Source organism: Rickettsiella grylli (assembly GCF_000168295.1).
GTDB classification, from domain to species: domain Bacteria; phylum Pseudomonadota; class Gammaproteobacteria; order Diplorickettsiales; family Diplorickettsiaceae; genus Aquirickettsiella; species Aquirickettsiella grylli.
Map to the genome: position 1 here is coordinate 426,358 of NZ_AAQJ02000001.1, position 22,198 is coordinate 448,555.

General features: G+C 34.8%; 11 protein-coding genes. 9 read left to right on the forward strand and 2 right to left on the reverse strand.

All coding sequences use genetic code 11. The features are described 5' to 3' along the window. The first annotated feature begins 15 nt into the window (after positions 1–15). A complete protein-coding gene (locus RICGR_RS01930) occupies positions 16–7,203 on the forward strand; it encodes an NB-ARC domain-containing protein (protein WP_006034911.1) in 7,188 nt (2,395 codons plus the stop codon). A 495-nt stretch (positions 7,204–7,698) separates the two neighbouring features. Then, a complete protein-coding gene (locus RICGR_RS01935) occupies positions 7,699–14,415 on the forward strand; it encodes an NB-ARC domain-containing protein (RefSeq protein WP_006035972.1) in 6,717 nt (2,238 codons plus the stop codon). Positions 14,416–14,542: 127 nt separating this feature from the next. Here RICGR_RS01935 and RICGR_RS01940 read toward each other — a convergent pair whose 3' ends face one another. After that, entirely contained in the window at positions 14,543–15,604 is a 1,062-nt protein-coding gene (locus RICGR_RS01940; protein ID WP_006035022.1) for a hypothetical protein, read from the reverse strand. Positions 15,605–15,719: 115 nt separating this feature from the next. Next, a complete protein-coding gene (locus RICGR_RS01945; protein WP_006034720.1) occupies positions 15,720–16,688 on the reverse strand; it encodes a polyprenyl synthetase family protein in 969 nt (322 codons plus the stop codon). Between the two features lie 191 nt (positions 16,689–16,879). Here RICGR_RS01945 and rpsF point away from each other — a divergent pair, with 191 nt between their 5' ends. The 7 genes from rpsF to RICGR_RS01980 all read left to right on the forward strand — a co-directional run bounded on the left by rpsF (position 16,880) and on the right by RICGR_RS01980 (position 22,169). Then, on the forward strand, positions 16,880–17,266 hold the full coding sequence (gene rpsF / locus RICGR_RS01950; protein WP_006035505.1) for a 30S ribosomal protein S6: 387 nt from the start codon (positions 16,880–16,882) through the stop codon (positions 17,264–17,266). A 72-nt stretch (positions 17,267–17,338) separates the two neighbouring features. Beyond that, positions 17,339–17,575 (forward strand): 30S ribosomal protein S18, encoded by a 237-nt coding sequence (rpsR, locus tag RICGR_RS01955; protein ID WP_006034855.1) that lies wholly within the window; start codon positions 17,339–17,341, stop codon positions 17,573–17,575. A gap of 170 nt (positions 17,576–17,745) precedes the next feature. Continuing rightward, positions 17,746–18,618 (forward strand): hypothetical protein, encoded by an 873-nt coding sequence (locus tag RICGR_RS01960; RefSeq protein ID WP_006035632.1) that lies wholly within the window; start codon positions 17,746–17,748, stop codon positions 18,616–18,618. 78 nt (positions 18,619–18,696) lie between these two features. Continuing rightward, positions 18,697–19,167: a 50S ribosomal protein L9 gene (gene rplI, locus RICGR_RS01965; RefSeq protein WP_006035292.1), complete on the forward strand. Its 471-nt coding sequence runs from the start codon at positions 18,697–18,699 to the stop codon at positions 19,165–19,167. A gap of 146 nt (positions 19,168–19,313) precedes the next feature. After that, on the forward strand, positions 19,314–20,678 hold the full coding sequence (dnaB, locus tag RICGR_RS01970) for a replicative DNA helicase (RefSeq protein WP_006035905.1): 1,365 nt from the start codon (positions 19,314–19,316) through the stop codon (positions 20,676–20,678). Then, complete coding sequence (gene alr / locus RICGR_RS01975; RefSeq protein WP_006035535.1) at positions 20,675–21,778, forward strand: alanine racemase; 1,104 nt, start codon at positions 20,675–20,677, stop codon at positions 21,776–21,778. The genes dnaB and alr overlap by 4 nt, the downstream gene beginning before the upstream one ends. Then, positions 21,759–22,169 carry a hypothetical protein gene (locus RICGR_RS01980; RefSeq protein ID WP_240992190.1) on the forward strand — a complete coding sequence of 137 codons (411 nt, stop codon included), beginning with the start codon at positions 21,759–21,761 and terminating at the stop codon, positions 22,167–22,169. Before alr ends, RICGR_RS01980 begins: the two co-directional genes overlap by 20 nt. Positions 22,170–22,198: the final 29 nt, after the last annotated feature.

Genomic DNA, 22,198 nt, shown 5'->3' on the forward strand with positions numbered 1-22,198 from the left:
CTAAAAGGATTTACTGTGCTACAAATAGGAAATGAAACTCAACAATTTTATCGTTATTCTAAGTTAAGTCCATTAATGGAGATAGAACACTCCAATAAACAAAAAAATTCTTCACAGATTAAACGAGCGCCATCAGTTAATACACTTGTCGAAGCTACTGCAAAAAACGATTTTAGTTATTGGTTAAGTCAAGAAGATATTGCTGACATTGCTCGGATAGAATTTAATCAATTCCGCAGTAGAGCCGAAAACAATGCTGAATTTGAAATATTAGGTTCCATGGCGCAATTATCTTCTACCGTAGAATCCTTTCAAAAAAAAATTAAAGCGAATAAATGGAACAAAGCGTTGCTTACGTTAATAATGAATCTTGAAAATTTACATTGGGTTACTCTGCTTATATCTTATAAAAATAATAATTATGTTGCTTATTATGTAGATTCGAAAAATAATCCTATTCCTCAAAATTATTTTAAACTGCTTTTTAATCAATATTTAGTGCACCCAATAATAAATGTAAACTCAGGCTATATGCAACAAAAAGACGGCTTCAATTGTGGTTTATGGGCACTCGAAAATGCGGTGGACCTCAATGCAATGTTTGATCACAACGAACCGCTTGATTGGTTAAGTAAAGCATTGAGACGGGTGCGCGATGAAAATTATTTTGAAGGGAAAAGAATATTATTATCCGAAAAAATTGCCAAGGATCCTCTATGGAAAGAACGTCATTTAGATTTTTTTCGTCCTAATAAAATATCTAAAAAATCGCAATTATTCGATGACTCAACTACGCTAGATAAGGTTACACATGACTCTAAACGATTAAAAGGCTCTCCTAACCAAGAAGAAAAGGTCGCGGCTTTATTAGACGTCTTTGTTACCACGTTTTTAAGTTTTTTTTTAAAAAATATAGGTATTTATCATCTACTTGCTAAGGAAAAACGATTAACAGAGGAAGCGCTTAAAGCTGAAATAAAAACGGGCGCTACAGGCGCTTTATTTGGTGTATATATTGCCGATAGCCTTGTAGGTCTAATCCCTGCATTGGTTGCTTCATTGAGAGCAATAAGTGGTAAGTACTATATATCAAAAGATAAGGCGCAAAAGATAACTCACTTTTTTTCTAATGTCGAATTAGTAAATTTAGATTCTCTGCTAACTGAAGTAGCTGTTGATATTTTTTACAGCTTTGAAAGTCAATTTATGCAGGTAACCGACAAAGCAGGTGAAAAAGTAGCAATAGAGAAACTCGCAGAGGATGCAGTCGAACGAATATTCAACGCTATCAATAAGCTTTATGATGTTAATAGCGGTTTTTCTAAACAATTGCTAGAAGAAGGGGTGTTAAAAGGTGCATCGGAAAAATTTTTCGATCCTAATATCAAAGAGATTGCACTGACAACTTCGGGTTATATGATACTAAACAAAGAAGGAAAAAAAATTAATACCAGTAAATTATATGAACATACAGGTTTAGTAGAACTTGGTGCAAATAACCAGCCTAATAAATTTTATGCGACTAAAAAATATTCACGTCATAGATATGGTTATCGGCGTCTATTTGATTGGGAAAAAGAAGCCAACGGTGAATTGAAGAAAAATTTGAAAGAACAATATGTCAATGATCAATTTCTTCAGGCACATGATATTTCTCAATTTTTTTTAAGACGATATTCCTATGTTTTGTCTCAAGAAACTAACCAAGCGGAAGCAGCACGTCTTTTATATAAAATTAAAAATTATCAATTTCCGCAACCGGTTATTAAGGAACAAACGAATAAAAAGTCAATTTATTTTAATTTAAGAAAATCAGTAAAAAACTTTAGTGGAAGAATTGAGATTCTTACAACCTTGCATCACACATTAATATCGGAAAGAACGATAGCCATAGTTCCTAATTGGTCCGCTTTATCGATTTCTTCAGATAAAAATATAGCAGCCACGAGCGGTAGTGATTCATCATCAGCTTCAAGTGGTTCCCTGTTATCCATTAGTGGATTGGGAGGAATAGGAAAAACACAATTAGCTTTACGCTATGCGGAGCTTTATGCGCATCATTATGATCATAATGTGTTATGGATTGATGCAGAAACTGTTGAGAATATAAACTACTCCTTTAAAAAACTCTCTAAAAAGCTAGAAATTTCTATCAGTGATTACGGACAAGAAAAAACACTTGAAGAAATTGTAGAAAATGCTTATGCGTATTTTTCGGATAGAAAAAGTTTATTTATATTTGATAATGTTGAGAATTATCGTGCAATCGAAACTTATTTGCCTAAAACACGACCTGACAATAAACCCACGGTGCTTATAACTTCACGTTACGCTAATTGGGATAATGTCGCGACTACGATGAAGCTTAATGTATTTACCGAACATGAAACTCAAGAGCTTATTCAGAAATCATTGGGCCTGCAGGAGAATACTCCACTTGAAATAATACTGCAATTAAATCAATTACTTCAAGGTTTACCGTTAGCCCTACAACAAGCGCTGGCTTATATTAAATTACAAAGAGTTTCTGATAGTCTTTTTTCATTTAAAGATTATATTGAACTATATAAAGAAAAAAAGAAAGAATTATTAAATTTTGACTTTAAAAAATATTCTAATGATCCTTATTTAGAAACTGTTTTTACAACATGGCTTATTACGTTATGTAAAATTAAATCTAATCCAAGGGGTGAAGATGCAATAGAAATTTTAAATATTATGGCTTATTTAAATCCAGATAGTATTTCAATTAAAAAATTTGATTATTTAAATAAGATTTATTTTCCAAAATTATTCGATCTCCCTAGTATTACCTTTTTATTAAGCAGTTACTCTATGATTCATTCGCACGGCAAAGAAAATGTATATGCCATTCATCGATTAGTTCAACAGGTCATACGGATTAATCTCGAAGAGAATCAGGAAAAATTTAAAGCATTAGTCGAAAAAACACAACTACTTTTTTGGCATTGGCAATTTTCATTTAAAAAGGATCCAGAAGTATTTTTCCACTACATGCATTTTTTAATCTATATGGTAGAACATAAGGATCTCATTGGCAGCTTGTTGTTGGGTCATCCGGAAAAAATACTTTTTGATAATTTAATCCTTAAAAGTGAAAAAGAGCGTCATTATTTCGTTGATTTAGCCTACCTGAAATTTCCAAAGGAAAAATTTCTTAACTTTGCAGGAGATGCAATAGCCTACTATATCAAATGTGGTTTATTTTTCTCTTTATCGGAAATACTCAATTATCTCGAAAAAAATTGGTCTATAAATAGTTTTTCTAAGGAAAATATTAAATATATTACCGAATATGTTAATAATATGACTTCCAAAATAAAACTAAAACGATTTTCGACAAATCCTGTAAAAAAAGAAGCGCAAAAAAAAGCGGTTTTACTTTTTTATGAATTTAATTATAAAATATTTGGGAATATGCTTTTTAAATATGATAGCTGCTCATTTCATAGTTTAAAGAGAAGTATTTGTTTATTATCTGAACCGGATCGACATAAGTTCAAAGAACTTAGAGAGCAATCTATTAAATCTCACTTTAAAAAAGTAGAACAGATCGCTCGCTATATGAGCTCAGCGTTGATGACTAAAGATACCCTATCGGCCTTGATTCAAGGTCATTTTGATGAAGTGGCTATGAATTTTGGATTAATAACTAGTAGTATCTTCTTTGGAAGTCTATCCAATAGTCTGTTCATCCAAGGAAAAAGCATTATTTCAGATGCAGAATTACTAAAAAAGAATTTAGGCTTGGAAAATAAAAAAGTACTCAGCATCTTATTCAATGAAAATGTATCTGCCGTGGGCAAAAGAAAATTTTTAGGTAAAGTGATGCAATCGGCTTCGCCATTTGTTGCGAAAGCTACCTCAATTTATTTTGCTTATAATCTTAAAAATGAAATACATGCTTACAAAATGGGAAATAAAGAGGTTCTTCCGAATATCATTTCAAATAGTGTTATTTTGAGTATCGATGGAATCGAAGCGACCATCGAGGCAGCTGAATTTCTTGGAATCATTGCTGAGATATCAGCCTTCACCGGTCCTCTCGGAGAAGGAATGGCGCTTGTTGTCTGGCTAGGAGCTGAAGGGTATGCAGCTGAACAACACGTTGAAGCCATTGAAAAATATGTGCATCTTTCTAGAGGAGAAAAATTTTTTGAGTTTTTACTGAGCACACTTCATCTAGCTCCTTTAGAATATATACAACTTAAAGCAAATAATGGGCAATTAGTCGAACGTGCGATTAATTTTTTAAAAGATAATACCGCTATTCAGTGGTATATTTTTCCTGCTTTTACCTTTGTAGAAGATACATGCAAAATCCGCAAAGCTTTTTTAAAAGAAAAAATAAATTTTACTCTGGATGATTCTAATCCTGATCAACCTGCTGAGGGGGACTTATTTTGTTTATCCGCTGCTCCACCATCTCTTCGTAATGAAAATATTAAAAAGAAATATTATGCATGTCATAAGACCTTAGGAGTAACCTATACGCTAAACAGAACAGGAAATGTGACGTTATTCGATTTAGGAGAAGGAGAGGACGAAGTCATGGCGTTCTCTCATTCACCGACATTGTTTATCGTGCAAAACGGTAAAAAACAGTACATGGGGGGGGATAATGGGAATGTATTTGATTTGCAAGGAGATTCAATTACAGGGAAATTTCAAGGCGGTCAGAAAACGGATATCCTACTTCTGGATAAATTTCATCCTACAGGCAGTGATTATGTGTTGCTTGATGCGGATAGGTTTTTATGCGGAAAAAACAAACCTGCTATGCAATCGATTCCGCTCATGTGTGATCCGAATGAAAGTAGAGTTCGAATCGATCTCATCGATCACATTTATGGACGAAAAAATGAAGCTGATATTTTATATCTCGATCAGGATGTTTGTTTTATTGATGGCTATGGGGGAAAAAATCAAACACATCCCGATAATTTTTTTATCACGCGTTCTTGTAATAATTTAGAATTGGTATTAAGAAATAATACATTAATCACATTTTTACCAAATCCAACAATCGATTCGATTCGTTATCGAATTCCTTTCGGCGAGGTCGGTAAATCATGGATACATTGTTCTTCGGAAGACGACGACATTATTCAACAACGGTTTTTTTTTGAATATCCTTTTCAGAATATTGATAGTCTTGCGATTAAAAATAGTACGGTAGAAATTTCTATATTCGTTCATCGGGAAATCAATCATAAAACGTTTTCGCTCAGCATTTCAGACGCTTCAAGACTCTTGTCCAACCAAACCCACCCTATAGTACTGCGTTCCAATAACCTCTATTATTTGTTTAAAGATATTGAAATAAAGTTAATCGATAAAGAACACGTATATGGAAAAGAAATCACCGCTAACAATCAAACACTGGATGAAAAAATTGGTTTATTTAAAACACTAGCTAATCGTTTAGAAAAAACGCTCTCTATTCAATTACTCAACAACATAACCCTATCCATAGGTCGAGAAAAAAAACATGAAATTTTTTATATCAACAGTGCCTATGAAAATCATTTGGTAGGGAATGGAGGTGAAAATGTTTATACTATTGTGCCTGATGAAAAAATAGTCTTTCCAGTTTCTAACATCGTTCTCTATGAAACCTCAAATGAAGATTCAAATGAGTTGGTCGAACGAATAGATACGTTAGATTTACGGGAAATAATAAAGAAATATAAACAAAGCTATTCAAACGCTGTTATCTCTTCAGATGTATTTCCCTCTGGAAATGATTTAATCTTAACCTTAAGTAATGCGATTTATGCGCTGATTCATCCTGATTCTTATGATGTAAACTGTTTTAAGCCATGGCTGACGATAGAATTAAAAAACGCACTGTTTGATAATCGTCATTGGTATCAAAGACTGGATGTTTTTTTTGATATTTTGCCTAAAAATATAGTTCCACTAGAGAATGAAGGTTGGTGTTTAGTCGCGGCACCTTTACTTTTTACTGCCGATAAAAAGATTATTGTCATCACTTCTCAAGATATAGAAGTGGATACTGAAATTCAGATATTGAAAAACATTGGAAACTATGACTTTTTTCGTGATGAAACCCATCTTATACTGACGAATGCCTTCGAAGTTTCAAATGATTACTGCACGATTATCTGTCACAATTTTTATCAAGAATCAGAAATGAGAAAAAAAGTATTATCAGTCATTTTTAAATTTTATGACCAAGAAATTCATCCTAAGGACTATCAAGAACAAATCGAGCATGCTGCGCATTTTCAACATTTATCTCAAATAATGACTACGAGTAATTTGAGTAGTATACTTACCCACACTTACTTAAATTCAGTAGGGATGAAGCGTCATCAGGAGGAGTTATCTCAACCACTCGTGCGCCGTAAACGTCAAACTTATCGAGAAGAAAAAATAGTAGCCAATACCATTCAAAGTTCGACGCGCACAAAGAAAAATTCTAAACAAGCCACTCAAATATTTTTTCATGATAGGAATCATTCTTCTCAATCGACTAGAATTGAGAAGGAAGATCGCATCTTAGCGATGGCAGATGATTATCTCGAGAAATATGATAATTCCTTACGAAAGAACGCGTATCAGGCCACTAAAAAACAGCATCAGAAAAAAAATAAAAGTAAAGGTTTATTTTCACCTACGCAGAAAAAAGATAAATCCAAATCCAATAGAGTAAAGCATTCATTATTTAATCAAAAAAATAATAATAATTATTTACAACCAATGACTCAAAATTACTTTGTTTCTAAAACATTAAAAGCATTCCCTAAATTGCAAACAGAAAAGCAGCCTCGGCTACCTATTTTTAAATTAGAATCAACCAGTACAAAAGATAATTTCTTTAAAGATTCTTATTTTTATAAAAATAAGAATTTTACGAAAACAAATAAATTTTTATCTCATGAAAATTTAAAATTAGAGAGAACGCAGTCGATATATCCTAAATTAACGAAGAATCAATCGAGTTCAAAAAAATCGAATATGCATTCTTTATCGGTACATACCCCGCCTAATATTCACAATACACTTATTTTTTTAGATTTTCTTGTTAGAAAATCTTTAAGAAATCCCATTTTACCCTTTTCTTTGGACAAAAAATTAAACAAAAACATAAAAAAAGCTATAATGAAAAAAGTTAAACTTAATAATCGAACCTATTTTAATTCATCAATTTCCTAAAATAGTCTGTAACCTATAAAATTTACTTTGTATGCTTGAATACTCCCGATTCTGAATAATAAGTACAGGTCTAGTCTTCCCGGGTTCCGTACCTTTTAGTTGGGGTTGAGATTTACATCATATATTGTTAGCTTTCATAGATATATCTTAATAAAAATGTCGTGAGTATTATTCATTCGGACGAAATTAAATAGTATTAGCCAAAATTTCATTCAAAAAAACTATAGCAAGATCACTCGTATCATCCTCTGACAGCGAGGTGATATCAATAATAGAATAAGGTCTTAAGTAAATCTTTAATGATAATGCGGAAGAAGTAGAGATTATCGTTGACTATGAGGAAAATTTTTTATGTTGACTACAAATAGAGCGCTATTTACAGATGATCTTTTTTAAAGAACGTGAATAATTGGGTAATTACTAATTGAGTTTTTTTAAAAATTCCTATATTTTATTTTTACTTTTATTTTAATAAATTTAAAAGGAAAAATAATAATGGAATTTCTTAAATCTGATAAGTCGCGTAAAGTAGCCAATGCAGGTAACCTTCTTGTTAAGGTTAAAAATAGATCGAACCACACTTCTTCTTTAAAAGCACGATCGAAACGATCGGATATTAATCATTTTGTCAAAGCAACACGTCAGGGATTATACACATATTGGTTCACGTTGGAAGAAGTGGCTTATATTGCTCGTTTGGAATACAATTATTTTAATGATTTAAACCGAAAATCAATAACCTCTTTTCAAACGTATAATTCATTAGAACCATTAATTAATGAAATAACTACTTTTCAACGGCAGGCTAAGCAAACAGGCAACGCGCGCGAGACACTGATCGTTAATCTGGGATATGCCCATTGGATTGCTATCGTCCTTTTTTATCAAAAAAAACATCAAAAAAATTTGAAACTTTATTATATCGATTCCTTAAATTATCCATTACCTCCCGAAGTGCAAACATTTTTACAAACGGAAAGTATTTTATTAAATGATTTAAGTCACACGTTATATCCACACATTAATAATAGTAATGTGGGATTGTGGGTATTAGATATTGTTGAAAATATACATAAAATGTTAGATAACGAGATAAGTCTAGAGGATATGAAAATAATTTTTTCTTATCTTCCTCAACAATATGATAGTCACTATTTTAAGGAAAAAAGAAAAAATTTAGCTCAAAAAATCAGTGAGTCCACCGAAAAAGTAGCCGATGCTTGGCCAGAACATTCCAAAAAAGCGTTTTTGAGTGGAATAGACCATCAGTCAAACGTAAAAAAACCGAAAATTGAATTAGAAAATGAAATCGTTCGACGTCGTCTAAGTTTATTTGTTGAAACCTATATCACCTATTTTTCTAAGATGCTAGGCGTTTATCATGTGATTGCGAAAGGAGATGCATTAAATTTAGAAAATTTAAAAATGGAATTAAAAATAGGTGCAACGGCTGGATTATTAGGAATAGCAATAGCCGAAGGAGTAGCCGGATCAATTCCTTCTTTGGTAGGAACAATTCGCTCCATTAGCGCCCATTATTATTTATCACCGAAAGATAAAGCACGTAAAATTACAAAAGCGTTTGAAAATATATTACCGGGTGAATTAAGTTACTTATTAGCCATTGTTGCCGTAGAAATTTTTCATAGTTTTGAAAGCCAGTTTATGTCGATAACCGATAAGGGAGGCTATCACGTGGCTATGGAAAGACTAGCAGAAAATGCCGTAGTGAGAACGCTAAATTATATTGTAACCTCTGCACCTGAATATCCTTTGATTCCTCGAATAGTGACCCGTAGATTACTGAGCGCAGGCGTTATTTTTGGAAGTTCTGAAAAATTATTTGATCCCAGTATTAAAAAATTACGTATTTTTTCAGCGGGTGCCAGTATTTTAGATATTCATGGGGAACCAGTTAACATCGATAGTTTATATAAACAAGTGGGTATTCGCATTTTTAATAAAGAAACGCAGAAAACTCATTTTTATACGTTGAAAAAAAATCGAAATAGCGCGTACGGCTATCGAACACCATTGTTTTGGGAAAAACAAGACAATGGCGATCTGAAAGAAATTTTTAAATCAGATTATCAAGAACAAATGCTGCCATTACCCGAATCGAAAAATCGATTGGAGTATGTGCTCTGGAATTATAAGTATTTTTTAAAAGAAGAGACAATTGAACACGATGCGAAAGCGATTTTATCCCAACTAAAGAAATCTGACTCAACGAATCAAAAAACAATTATTTCACATCATGGACCTGTTCTTTTTAATTTACGGAGATCCATCAGTAATTTTAGTGGTAGAAAAGAAATATTGAATAAATTGCATCAGTTATTGATCGCCTCGCACTCGAATATGGCGGTCATTTCGCAGGCGTTGTCTGATTTGACGTTGGACTCGTTACCACATCCCACGCAGAGTGATCAAACCGCATTAAGTGGTTTAGGTGGAATAGGGAAAACTCAGCTTGCTTTGCGCTATGCCGAATTATACGCACGTCACTATGATAATAATGTCATTTGGATCAATGCCGATACCAAAGGTGACATTAAAAACGCGTTTAAAAATCTAGCAAAAAAATTAACTATATCTGACAAAAACTCTTTTGGAAATAGCAGAGATTTTGATGAATTATTATTTGATGTTTACTGCTATTTTTCTAATAAGAAAAGTCTTTTTATTTTTGATAATGTCAAAAACTACCAAGAATTTGAGGAGTTTTTACCGAAAAATATAATCGGAAATATTCCCGTTATATTAATAACGTCTCGTTTTCATTATTGGAAAAATAGAGCGCAGGTTTTATTACTGGATGTATTCAATGAAAAAGAAGCGATTGATTTTATAAAAACCGAATTAACTATTGATGTACATCAACACGCTATAAAAATAAAAGAACTGATTACCTTACTTCAAAATTTTCCGTTGGCGTTACAACAAGCCGTAACCTATATTAATCTGCAAAAAACAGTTGATAATCACTTTGGAATTGATCATTATATAACGCTTTTTAAAACGAATGGAGAAAAAATACTTAATTTCGACTTTTCAAATTATAATCAAGACCCTTATCTTAAAACTGTCTTTATTACCTGGGAAATTACATTAGAAGCCATAAAAAATACGAAAAATATCGGTGAAAAAGCACTCGCTATTTTAAATATTATGAGTTATTTATATCCGGATAATATTGCAAATGATTTATTTCTAACGTTGTATAGCCGTGAGGAAATAGCTCAAGCGATTCATCTACTAAAAAGTTATTCGATGATTAGTACCGGAAGTCAACCGGATATTTCGATTGTTCACCGGTTAGTCCAAACAGTCGTTCGCCTTAATCTTGAAAAAAATCCTGTTGCCGTAGAACAAAACGCTAAAAATATAATTCAGCTTACACAAAACTACTATTTAAGTCGGGATATAGGGCTCCATTATATTTATTTCTTATTACATATGGTTCGGTACGATAAAATTGCTTATCGTCTTGGACTCGGTATTACGCGAAGTCATGCAATAGATGTTATTATTTTAGCGAATTATAATATTGGAGTCGTTTATTTTTATGATGCGGCACATTTAATATTAACTGAAAAAGAATACTGTCAATTTATGGGAGAAGCATTATTTTTATATATAAAACACGGGCTTTTATTTCTTTTATCGGAAACAATCAGCTACTTAGAAAAACAATTAAAAGAAGGGCTAATGACTCGGTTGATGGTCTTGACCATAATCGATTATCGTTATCGAGCGGCTAATCAATATCCATACTCTGCGTGGTTATGCATTGAGGATACTTATTTGTTAGAAAGACAAATGATAAGCACCCATTTACTATTAAAATTTCAAAGAAAAATTTCTGCTTCTTGTGACCGTAAAGAACGTCAATCAAGAGACGTTTTATGCCACATATCGGATAAGCAATCTAAACCAGTACTCGTTCAACGGCATTTACAATGGGTAGTCCAATTAAGCCATGTAACCTCATCAAAATTGCTCAATGAAGATAATGTATTGAATTTATTAAAAGGAAAATGGGATCAGGTGGCTTTAAACATTGAAATAATGGCAGAAAATAAATTTTTTACGAAAATTTCTAATCTCTTATTGAACTCAGAGGCCGTCACCTCTACCAGAAAAAATCTAATAGCGAATTCAAGTGTTAATCATTCAATAATATTAGAGAATTTTTATAAGCAACAAGCACATTCAGATAATGATAAATCATTATTAACATATATTAAAAAATTGAGTAAACCTTTTATAAAGTATAGTGGGTCTAATTTAGGCAATAGTTATAAGTTTTCGAAAGATTTAAAAACACTACAAAGAGAAAAAAAATTAAGAGCGATAGAAGAAAACAATCTAAGCGTACCATTTAATACCTTAGCAGGCGTTGCCATACCAGAAATGAGTAATCGTCAATTGAATCTCGATATAGAAATGTTATTTTCGCTTATCGAAGATGGGATAGGCCTGGCGGAAGGGTTCACTGAAACTATTGCGGCAGCAACCGCGTTAAAGAATGCGATTGAACGTAGTTTTAATAGCATTAAACAGGTTGAGCGTTATATTCACCTGAGTAGCGAAGAAAAATTGATAATTGCTTTTCGTTCTTTCGCACATTTTGATCCTCCTGGTTATTTGAAGGGGAAAACTACTAATAATCAGCTCGTCAAAAACGCGCTTCTTTTTTTAAATCAGATGAATTCAATTCAGCGTTATGTTTTTCCAGCCGTTGATTCATCGTTACAAGTAGCTCAAGATAATCAAGTTTTTTTACAGGAAAAAGAGTTGATTAAAGTCGATTCGGTGATGCCTGATCAATTAACAGATGAAAATGCTTCTCTCTTTTGTTTATCGGGTCTATTAAAAAATGAGTCTTACGTAAAATCGTCACAATGGGTTTATATAGAGCCTTATCCTCCATTTATGTCACCGACTTTAGTGAATTCTTACGTTTGCAAAGGCGCAATAGGTGTTGAGTTGACTAAAAATAGAACAGAGAATACCGTGTTAATTGCCTTAGGTGATGGGAAGGATGAGGCCATAGGTGTTGTTGATCAATTCAATATTTTTTTGGTTAATAATGGTCATAAAAATTTTAAAGGGGGAGAAGTTGGAAATTTATTCATTATGCAAGGAGAGAATACAACAGGAAAGCTAGAGGGAGGAAAGGGGGCGAATAGTATTCTTTTAGAAAACTTTTCACGCGATGAAACAGTCGTTTTACTGAATAATGAAGGATTACTGTGTGAGCAAGCTAAGCTTAAGAATTATAATTGTGTCAAAGGTCTTCAATTGGTTCATATTCAACGCATTTATGGTCGAAAAGAATTAAAAGAGGTTATTTTTGTCAATAGAGATATTCAATATGTTGATGGGTTTTCTGGAAAATCGGAGGATGAACGCGACTATATTTATTTGACGCGTTACCTAACGTCTCCTTTAGAGATCGTGTTAAGACCGAAAACCGTGATCTATGCTTTTCAACTGAATTCTTTTTTAAATATACCTATACCCGTCATTAATTATAAACTGAATCGACAAAACGGTAATTTGTCGCTCTTTATCCGTTCTGAAGAACCCATTCAGCATCGATTTAAAATTGAATTTTCTTTACAAGCACTCGATAGAATAATTTTCCTGGACAATGAAATGTATTTTATTTTTCGCAATGAAAATAGTTTTTTTAATCTACATATTTCTGATTGGTTTGGCACTATTCAATTATCGGTTATTCGATGCTTTTTTGAGTCTCAACACGTGCTTCGATTGGTCAATACCAACTCTCTTTATATTCAAGAATTTGGCGTTTATGCTATAGATTCCTTAAAGGAATTCTATAGCCATTTAGCGCAGCGTTTACAGATGATATTACACGTTTTTGTGGTGTCTCTCAAAAAAATGCTACAGGTCGGTTATGCGGGTCAACCGGTTATCCTTTATAGTGAACCTTTATTAAAGAATTATTTAATCAGCCAAGGGGATCAAACCGTTTATTTAATTAAACCGCCCCGTCAAGGAATCGACTATCCTATGCATGAAATTATTATTTTTGCTTTAGGAAATAAAAATGGATTAAATATGCTTGATTTACGTGAAGTGTGCGAACAAGTGCGACGGAGTTGTTCTCACCTCATGATAACCACTGAAATAATACAGCAGGGGTATCATTTAATACTTCGATTGAAGATTGATCACGAATGGTTGTCTCCTACTTATTGTTCTCGATCAAAGAGTAGGTGGTCTATTCTTACCATAAAATTACACGATGCATTAATCGATAACAACTACCAGCATGTAGAGATTCTTTTACAGAGCGGTTCATTTAGGATTGCTTTCGATGAACAAGCCGTACGTTGGTATTTGCGGACTTATCCTTTGGTTTTCAGTCATGAAAAATCCATTATTGTGTTGACTCAACAGGATCTGAGCCCAGAAATTAATATTCTCATATTTAAAGAGGGAAATTATAAAAAAAATAGTTTTTTTTGTCTGAATGGAACCGATTTAGTGTTAACAAATGTGTTTGACTCATCGACTTCCGTGGACGAATTTTGCAGTATTATATTTCATCAGTTTTATCGTCTCCCCGAAATGCGTGAGAAAGTGCTGACTACTCAATTGATGTTTATTGGCCAGCAAATGATGCCAAAGGCAGAAGCGATTGATCATGCTCCTTGTATTGACTTCAATCAAGTCAATTCAACGCAATATCTGGAAAAAATAATGAATAAAGAAAATGCAACGCACGAGGCTCATTTTTTTCGAGAGAATCCGAGTCGTCAAAAGCGACATTTAGAAAATAAGTCAAAGCAGACTAAAGCGAAAAACAATCTATTTCATAAATCATCGTTTCATCACGAACGTGACAACAACAATCGAAAGCAATTCAATCATTACTTTCATACGACATCCGGAAAACAGACTTCGCTAGCCGTTGAGTCCTTACCCGAGGGTGATTTCTCACAGTCACATCTTAGACCTTCTTTGAAAAATAATACGGATATCAATAGCCAGTCACTGTTTTTAACCTGGATATACCATAAACTATGGGGAAAAAAACCAAAATTAGTCCATTTCAAACCTTCTGTCGAATTAGAAAATGAGCGTCTGGTTTATCGGGCCATTGACTATTATGAAAGATTGCAAAACGAACCTAATAGTACGATGAACACAAGTCGTTTGTTCAATTTTCGTTAAAGGATGACGATGTGAGAAAGGATGAAAAAATGATAGTGAGAACCAGCGAGTGATTAACGTACAGGCCTATTAAAAAATTTTTGAGGAAAAGCTTAATTTATCCTCTCCTTGTGTTAATCGTTGTTTTTTAAGACATCTGAAAGCTCGTTTTTAGGAGAGAATCATTATTTAAAAAACGTTTCCATATCAACTTTTCAGCATTAATCGTATATTTTTTTTCAAATGCATTGAGTAAATTGTATTTTTCCATGGTTTTGAAGTTTTTTAAATAGTGTAAAAATTCAAACATTTCTTTTCGTGCTTGATGGCTTTGACGATAGTCATTAAACGCAGGAATTTTTTGGGCAGCCACTGCTAATTGTTCTTTTCGAACAATTAAGAAATTTGAAAATTTTTTCACATCTTCAGGATTACAGATATAATTTTTCGTAAAAAACTGAATAAGTTCATTAGGTAATGAAATAATTCGCAGTATTGTGCGGTATAACTCAGCTTTAAATAAAGGATTTCCGTTGAGCCGTTTATCGAACGAGGTGGGTTCTTTTTTAAATGCATATCCTTTATTATGCCATAATATATGTTGTAACCAATTGCAAGCCTCGTAACTAATGAGGTTAGGCAATGCTTCTAAATCGACAGAGCTAATCTCAAAATTTCTATTATGTAAATAAGCATAATTTGGATTCAGTAAGATAAAACTTAAACCCCCATCAAGTTTTACCACCGCTTTTTTATCGTGATCAACACCAACATTGCCCGGTTTAAAGTCAATTTCATTTAGCCATAATGCTAAGATTTGCGTGGCAGCCAATCCCGTTATTGTATTATTAACAATTAATTTCTGATTATGAGGCGTCGAAAAAAATTTTTCATCAAAATGGGGTATTTCCTTAGAAAGTACAAAATATTGAATCTTATTTTTTGTTATTTTAATTAAGCGACGGGTTTTAGGTTGCTGAGAAAGAATTAAACGTGAGATTTCTTGCGCCAAGAGTTCGGCTAATGTTTCCGTTCTATCCCCCCCTAAATCTTTGGCGAACCATAGACTTTTTTGCTGACCATTTTTAAATTTTTTTGCTAAAAATACATGATGTGAAAAATGACCGTTATTCGTTATTTTTTTTTGAATTTTAAAATGAGTCGGATCTTTATAGATTCGTTTTAGGTAATTTTGCGAAGGTTTAGTCATAGTACCGACATGAACTTTTTGCCATTATAGGCATATTAACGAGGCGTTGTTAACAAAGTCTTAAATACATGAATACATATCACCAATTAATAAGTTAAGGCAGACTGCGTTTAAGCTAATAAGAACGTTCAATGGCAAATGTGGTTAAATGCGCCAATGCTTGGCGATAATCTGAATCTGGAATGAGGTTTAAATACGTTAAGGATTTCTCAATATAATGCCGGGCAAGAGTACGCGTGTACTCAAGGGCTGATGTTGATTGCAAGATAGGGATAATCGTCATTAACTTGTTTTGATCGCCTTGTGTTAATGCCGTTTTTAAAAGTTGTGCTTGTTCAGCGCTCGCATGCTGTAACGCATAGATAATAGGTAATGTCGGCTTTCCTTCGGATAAATCATTACCGAGGCTTTTACCGAGTTGTTGAGGATCTCCGGAATAATCGAGTGAATCATCTATTAATTGAAAGGCAATGCCAAGATGCATGCCATAATGGGCCATCGCAGAAATTTCAGCCTCAGGCCGTTCTGTGAGCATAGCCGGTTGTTCGGCAGCAATAGAGAACAGTACTCCCGTTTTTCCTTGGATAACTTTTAAACAATAGGCTTCATCAACATCGACATTATAGCAATTGATTAATTGTAAAACTTCTGATTGGGCTAAGGTGTTCGTGGCATCTGCAAGTGATGTGAGCACACGCGAATTATTAATTTGGCTAATCAATTGGAAGGCGCGCGAGTATAGAAAGTCACCCACGAGCACACTGGCTGAATTTCCCCACAAACTATTGGCGGTTTTTTTTCCACGACGAAGGACGGAGCCGTCAATGACATCATCATGGAGTAAAGTAGCGCCGTGAATAAGCTCTAAGCTTGCTGCGAGCCGCCGATGTTCTTTGCCCTGATAGCCAAAGGCTTTCGCACTGAGTAGCGCAATTAATGGCCGTAAGCGTTTCCCGCCACTATTAATAAGATGTTTTGCTAATTGAGGGATTAAAGGGATGTCAGCGTAAAGGCAGCGATTGATTAAAGCATCGACCTCGTCAAGGTCTTTCTTAACCAAAGCGACAATAGGGGCTAAATTCATAGTTTAAAAAAGTAATAATGATTGAATTTAAAGCCGAATGCTAGGCGGCACAGAAAGGCCTGTCAAGCGAAGGATTTATTGCATATTCAAGCGCCCAACCGTATAATGACCCCTTTCCAGAGTAGTCTGGAAAATATATTTACACTTGCTTCACCACCCGAATTGGGAAGCTTTTAACCGAGAGGTAGATGATGCGTCATTATGAGATTGTGCTTTTAATTCACCCTGACCAAAGTGATCAGGTGTCCGCTATGGTTCAGCGATATACAACCATTGTTAAAAATAGTGGTGGAAAGGTTCATCGATTTGAAGATTGGGGCCGCAGACAGATTTGCTTTCCTATTAATAAACTACCTAAGGCGCATTATATTCTGATGAATGTAGAATGCGGGAAAGAAGCGATGGCGGAACTTACTGATAATTTTCGCTTTAATGACGCTGTCTTACGCCAACTGATTATTAAAGTTGATAAGGCTATTACTGGACAATCACCTTTAGCAAAAGCAAAAGAAGTGCAAGCGCATGAGAATAAAAGAGAGTATTCGAGAGAAACTGAGGTTGAAGGGCGGACAGTATGAGTATATATAATAGTGGGGAAATCGAGTATGTGTATTGATCATGTGCGAATACATTAAGAGTGAGTCTATTTTATGAATAATTACCAAACGAGACGACGTAAGCATTGCCGGATTTCTGCCGAAGGGATGGAGGTTGATTACAAGGATCTTGCGCTTTTAAAAAGTCATTTAACGGAAACCGCTAAAATAGTTCCTAGTCGTACAACAGGAACAACAGCCTGTGTTCAACGTAAGCTCACACAAGCGATTAAGCGTGCACGTTTTTTAGGGTTACTTCCTTATTGTGACAAACATCAAAACGTAAATTAAGGGTTGCGAGTTTGAAATAAATTTAAGGTAGTAAAACTCTATAAAAGTGGGATTTTTAGCGTAATGCTCATTTTATATCCGCAATCAGCAAATCAATAAGTATAAAATTTTATGGTGAGGGTTTCGAATTGAATGGAAATCTAGATAAAAATTCCAGCCCTAAGGGTATTATGCATCGCTTTGCTGCCTATGTGATGCGTGGTCGTCGGGAAGCAGTGATTGTTGGGTTGCTTTTTACAATCGTTCCTTTGTTGGGTTGGGTGAGTAATGTTATTGTTTCATTAGTGACCTTACGCAAGGGCGCTAAAGAAGGCGCTATTGTATTGCTATGGGTTATTTTGCCAGCTGTCGTGGCAGCAAGCTTAGGGAATCGCTTAATTATTATCTATGGAATTATTGGCGGTAGCCTATTTACCTACGTATTAGCGTTAACATTACGTCAAACACAGCGTTGGAAAGCCGTATTAACAACCAGTTTGCTGCTGGGTCTATTCGCAATAATAGTATTATATCTGTGGAATCCTCATATTAATGAAGTGTGGTTAAATCAGTTTGATCATTATGCAGCATGGGCTAAAAATCAATTTAATGTCGTCGTTAATACGGCTCATTTACAATTTTTTGCTAAGTTTGCAACAGGTTTTCAAATCGCCTTTATTTCTTTGTCAGTATTGATTAATTTAGTATTTGCACGAGGGTTACAATCAATGCTATATAATCCGGGTCAACTTCGACCGGAATTAAAAGCGGTTCGATTAAGTTTATGGGAAGTCGTTCTTCTTTTAACGATAATTTTGTTAAATTTTTTAAAGATAGGATTAGCGCAGGACGCGTTACCTATTGTGGCATTAATTTTTGCATTAGCGGGGTTGAGTGTTTTTCATGCGATTGCGGATTTAAAAACAATAGCTAAAAAATGGATTTTTTTATTTTATGTCGTATTGGCGATTTTTTTTCCTTATGTCATTGTCGTATTGGTGCTACTAGCGGTTATTGATAGTGTGATAAATTTACGCTACCAATTAAAAAAAGCAATTGAATGAAGAACATACATGAGGAAGGAGTATCAATGGATACAGACTCCATCTCCTATTAATCAGTAAATTTGAGGTTGATTTTTCATGGCACAAGTAATTTTATTAGAAAAAATACATTCTTTAGGCGATTTAGGTGAGCAAGTGACGGTGAGTAATGGTTATGCGCGAAACTATTTATATCCTAAAAACAAGGCAGTACCTGCTAATAAGGAGACTATTGCTGAGTTTAAAATAAAACGTGCTGAATTAGAGAAAATTGCACAAGAAAAATTACACGCCGCTGAAACGCGTGCAGCAGCGATTGCTGATTTAACAATAACCATACCGGTTAAAGCAGCAGAAGAAGGTCGTTTATATGGTTCTGTGGGATTATCTGAATTAGTTCGAGCAGCAGATGCCGCGGGTGTTATGCTTGAAAAGAGTGAAATTCGCCTGCCTCAAGGCCCTCTGCGTCAATTAGGGGAACATGAAGTCACTGTGCAACTTCATAGCGATGTTATTGCTTTACTAAAAGTAAATATCGTTGCAGAGGATAATGGTGAGTTGAAAAAATAGCTTCAACTCATTGATAAGCTACAACAGAGAAATTGTCATTTAGATGATAAGTTTATTCGTTTATCGAATAGAGACAGCAGGATATGATTTAATGCGGACTAATCATTAAGATTTTTTTGTTCGTTTATGTTTAGGCTAGGTTTTCTATGCAAAAAACCGATCATCTTAAGCTACCACCACATTCACTAGAAGCTGAGCAATCTGTTTTAGGCGGGCTTCTTTTGGATAATCAAGCATGGGATAGAATTGCAGATAAGCTAAAAGAAAAAGATTTTTACCTATTATCCCATCGTATCTTGTTTCGTACGATTTCTCGTTTTGCTAATCAGGCTAAACCTTTTGATATCGTAACGCTGACCGATGCATTGAAAAATACAAATGAGTTAACGGAAGCTGGCGGCGATCTTTATTTATTCGAAGTGGTGCGAAATACGCCGAGTGCCGCTAATATTGCAGCCTATGCAGACATTGTGCGAGAACATTCGATTTTACGTCAATTGATTGGTATTGCTTCTGAAATCACTGAAAATGCGTTTATGCCAGAAGGGCGTTCAATTACCGAGTTGGTGGATGAAGCGGAGCGAAAAGTTTTTCAGATTTCTAATCAAGGCACACGAGGAAGTGGTCCTCTTAAAATTAGTGATTTTTTGGCGAAAGCCGTCGATAGAATTGACATCTTGTTTCATTCTGATCAAGTTATCACAGGGCTTTCAACAGCCTATAAAGATTTAGATGAAATGACATCCGGTTTACAGCCGGCTGATCTTGTTATTGTTGCGGGTCGACCCTCCATGGGGAAAACAACATTTGCTATGAATATAGCCGAACATGCAGCCATACAAGGTGATAAACCCGTATTAATTTTTAGCATGGAAATGCCTGGTCAAGCATTAGCGATGCGTATGATGTCTTCACTAGGCCGAATTGATCAACATAAAATCCGGACTGGAAAGTTAACCGATGAAGATTGGCCTCGTGTTACTTCAGCGGTCAGTGTGTTATCGGAAGCCAAGATGTTGATTGATGATACGGCGGCATTAAGTCCAGGAGAAGTTCGTGCACGCGCACGAAGAGTCGCCAAAGAGCAGGGGGCATTAGGGTTGATTGTGATTGATTATATTCAATTAATGCAAGTTCCGGGCTCTAAGGAAAATCGTACCACTGAAATATCTGAAATTTCCCGCAGTTTAAAAGCGTTAGCGAAAGAGCTCGATGTCCCTATTATCGCGTTATCGCAGTTAAACCGGAGTTTAGAACAACGCGCAGATAAAAGACCCGTGATGTCTGATTTACGCGATTCTGGAGCGATTGAACAAGATGCTGATTTAATTATTTTTATTTATCGTGACGAAGTTTACAATGAAGGCAGCCCCGATAAAGGGAGTGCTGAAATTATTATCGCAAAACAGCGTAATGGACCGACGGGTAAAGTTCGGCTGACTTTTCTAGGGAAGTATACCCGTTTTGAAAATTTCGCACCACAACGGTATCATGCTGAGAATTATGCATGAGCAGACCTTTTACGGTGGAACTCAATTTAGGTGCGCTGTGTCATAATGTAAAGCGGGTACGTGATATTGCCCCGCGATCCAAACTATTAGCGATGGTCAAAGCCAATGCTTACGGTCATGGTTTACTGCCTATTGCAAAAGCATTAACGGATATTGACGGTTTCGGTGTTTCCTGTTCGGAGGAAGCGCTTTATTTGCGTCAAGCAGGGTTAAAGCAACGGATTGTATTAATGGAAGGCATATTTTCTCAGGATGAAATTTCATTATTAACAGATTATGAATTGGATACGGTTATCCATGATCATCACCAACTCTATTTACTCAGTAAACATCCATTACCCCGTAAAGTGAATGTTTGGTTGAAAATAAATACCGGCATGAATCGTTTAGGGTTCTCACCAAACGATTTTGATGCTGTTTTGGATAAGTTATCTCGCCATGCGTGGCTGAATATTGTCTGTGTGATGACGCATTTTTCGAATGCCGATAACATAAGGAATACGACCACTAAAAATCAAATAAAATTATTTGAGCAAACACTGAAAGGGTATCCGTTTCCAACAAGCTTAGCAAATTCAGCCGCAATTTTAGCCTCCCCTCACGTTCATGCAGATTGGGTTCGTCCTGGCTTAATGCTCTACGGAGTTTCTCCTTTTTCAAATTCATCAGGTGCTCACTATGGATTGAAACCGGTGATGACCTTAAAATCTGAAATTATTTCGATTCAGCAATTAAAAAAAGGAGATAAAGTAGGGTATAGAGGAACATGGATTTCCCCTCAATCTTTACGCGTAGGTACAGTTGCCATTGGTTATGGTGATGGTTACCCCTATAGCGCTAAAAGCGGTACGCCTATTTTGGTGAATGGAAAATTAACGGAGCTGATAGGTCATGTCTCTATGGATATGTTGACCGTTAATTTATTGAATCAATTAGAAACTAAAATTGGTGATTCGGTGGTGTTATGGGGGGCAGGATTACCCGTTGAACAAATCGCAAAACGTACATCCTCTTTTTGTTACGAATTATTATGTGGTATTAATCGCGGACAATTAGTCCGTACACGTATTGAGGAAATAAATGATGCAAAAAATCATTAAATGGTTATTGAGTGGGATGTTTATTTTAAATCTGGCCGCTTGTGCGAGTTATCACATAAAGACAACACACTATCCATCACAAGAAACTCGATTAGAGAATGAGGGTCGTGTTATTGATGATTCCCTTGCTCAGGTTATGGGAAATACAGATCAATATAAGTTGAAAAATTTAATAGCAACAGCCAAACCCACACAAATGACAGGCTGGCAGAGTGAGTCCACAAATGTTCGTTTTGTTTTTGTCAGTAAAAAAATTTTTGTTAATCCAGAAGGACAGGGTTGCCGAGATTATCAAATAAAATTAATTCGAGGTCTTTTTAGACAGACTTCTTCATTTAATTATACCGCATGTAGGAATAGTGAAGGGAAGTGGCACGTTTTTCGACATTAGCGTTGTTTAATAGATTGCTGTGTTGAAAA

Coding starts and splice junctions, on each gene's coding strand:
- RICGR_RS01935 (WP_006035972.1), top strand. CDS start 7,699: ATGGAATTTCTTAAATCTGATAAGTCGCGTAAAGTAGCCAATGCAGGT.
- RICGR_RS01940 (WP_006035022.1), bottom strand. CDS start 15,604: ATGACTAAACCTTCGCAAAATTACCTAAAACGAATCTATAAAGATCCG.
- RICGR_RS01945 (WP_006034720.1), bottom strand. CDS start 16,688: ATGAATTTAGCCCCTATTGTCGCTTTGGTTAAGAAAGACCTTGACGAG.
- rpsF (WP_006035505.1), top strand. CDS start 16,880: ATGCGTCATTATGAGATTGTGCTTTTAATTCACCCTGACCAAAGTGAT.
- rpsR (WP_006034855.1), top strand. CDS start 17,339: ATGAATAATTACCAAACGAGACGACGTAAGCATTGCCGGATTTCTGCC.
- RICGR_RS01960 (WP_006035632.1), top strand. CDS start 17,746: ATGCATCGCTTTGCTGCCTATGTGATGCGTGGTCGTCGGGAAGCAGTG.
- rplI (WP_006035292.1), top strand. CDS start 18,697: ATGGCACAAGTAATTTTATTAGAAAAAATACATTCTTTAGGCGATTTA.
- dnaB (WP_006035905.1), top strand. CDS start 19,314: ATGCAAAAAACCGATCATCTTAAGCTACCACCACATTCACTAGAAGCT.
- alr (WP_006035535.1), top strand. CDS start 20,675: ATGAGCAGACCTTTTACGGTGGAACTCAATTTAGGTGCGCTGTGTCAT.
- RICGR_RS01980 (WP_240992190.1), top strand. CDS start 21,759: ATGATGCAAAAAATCATTAAATGGTTATTGAGTGGGATGTTTATTTTA.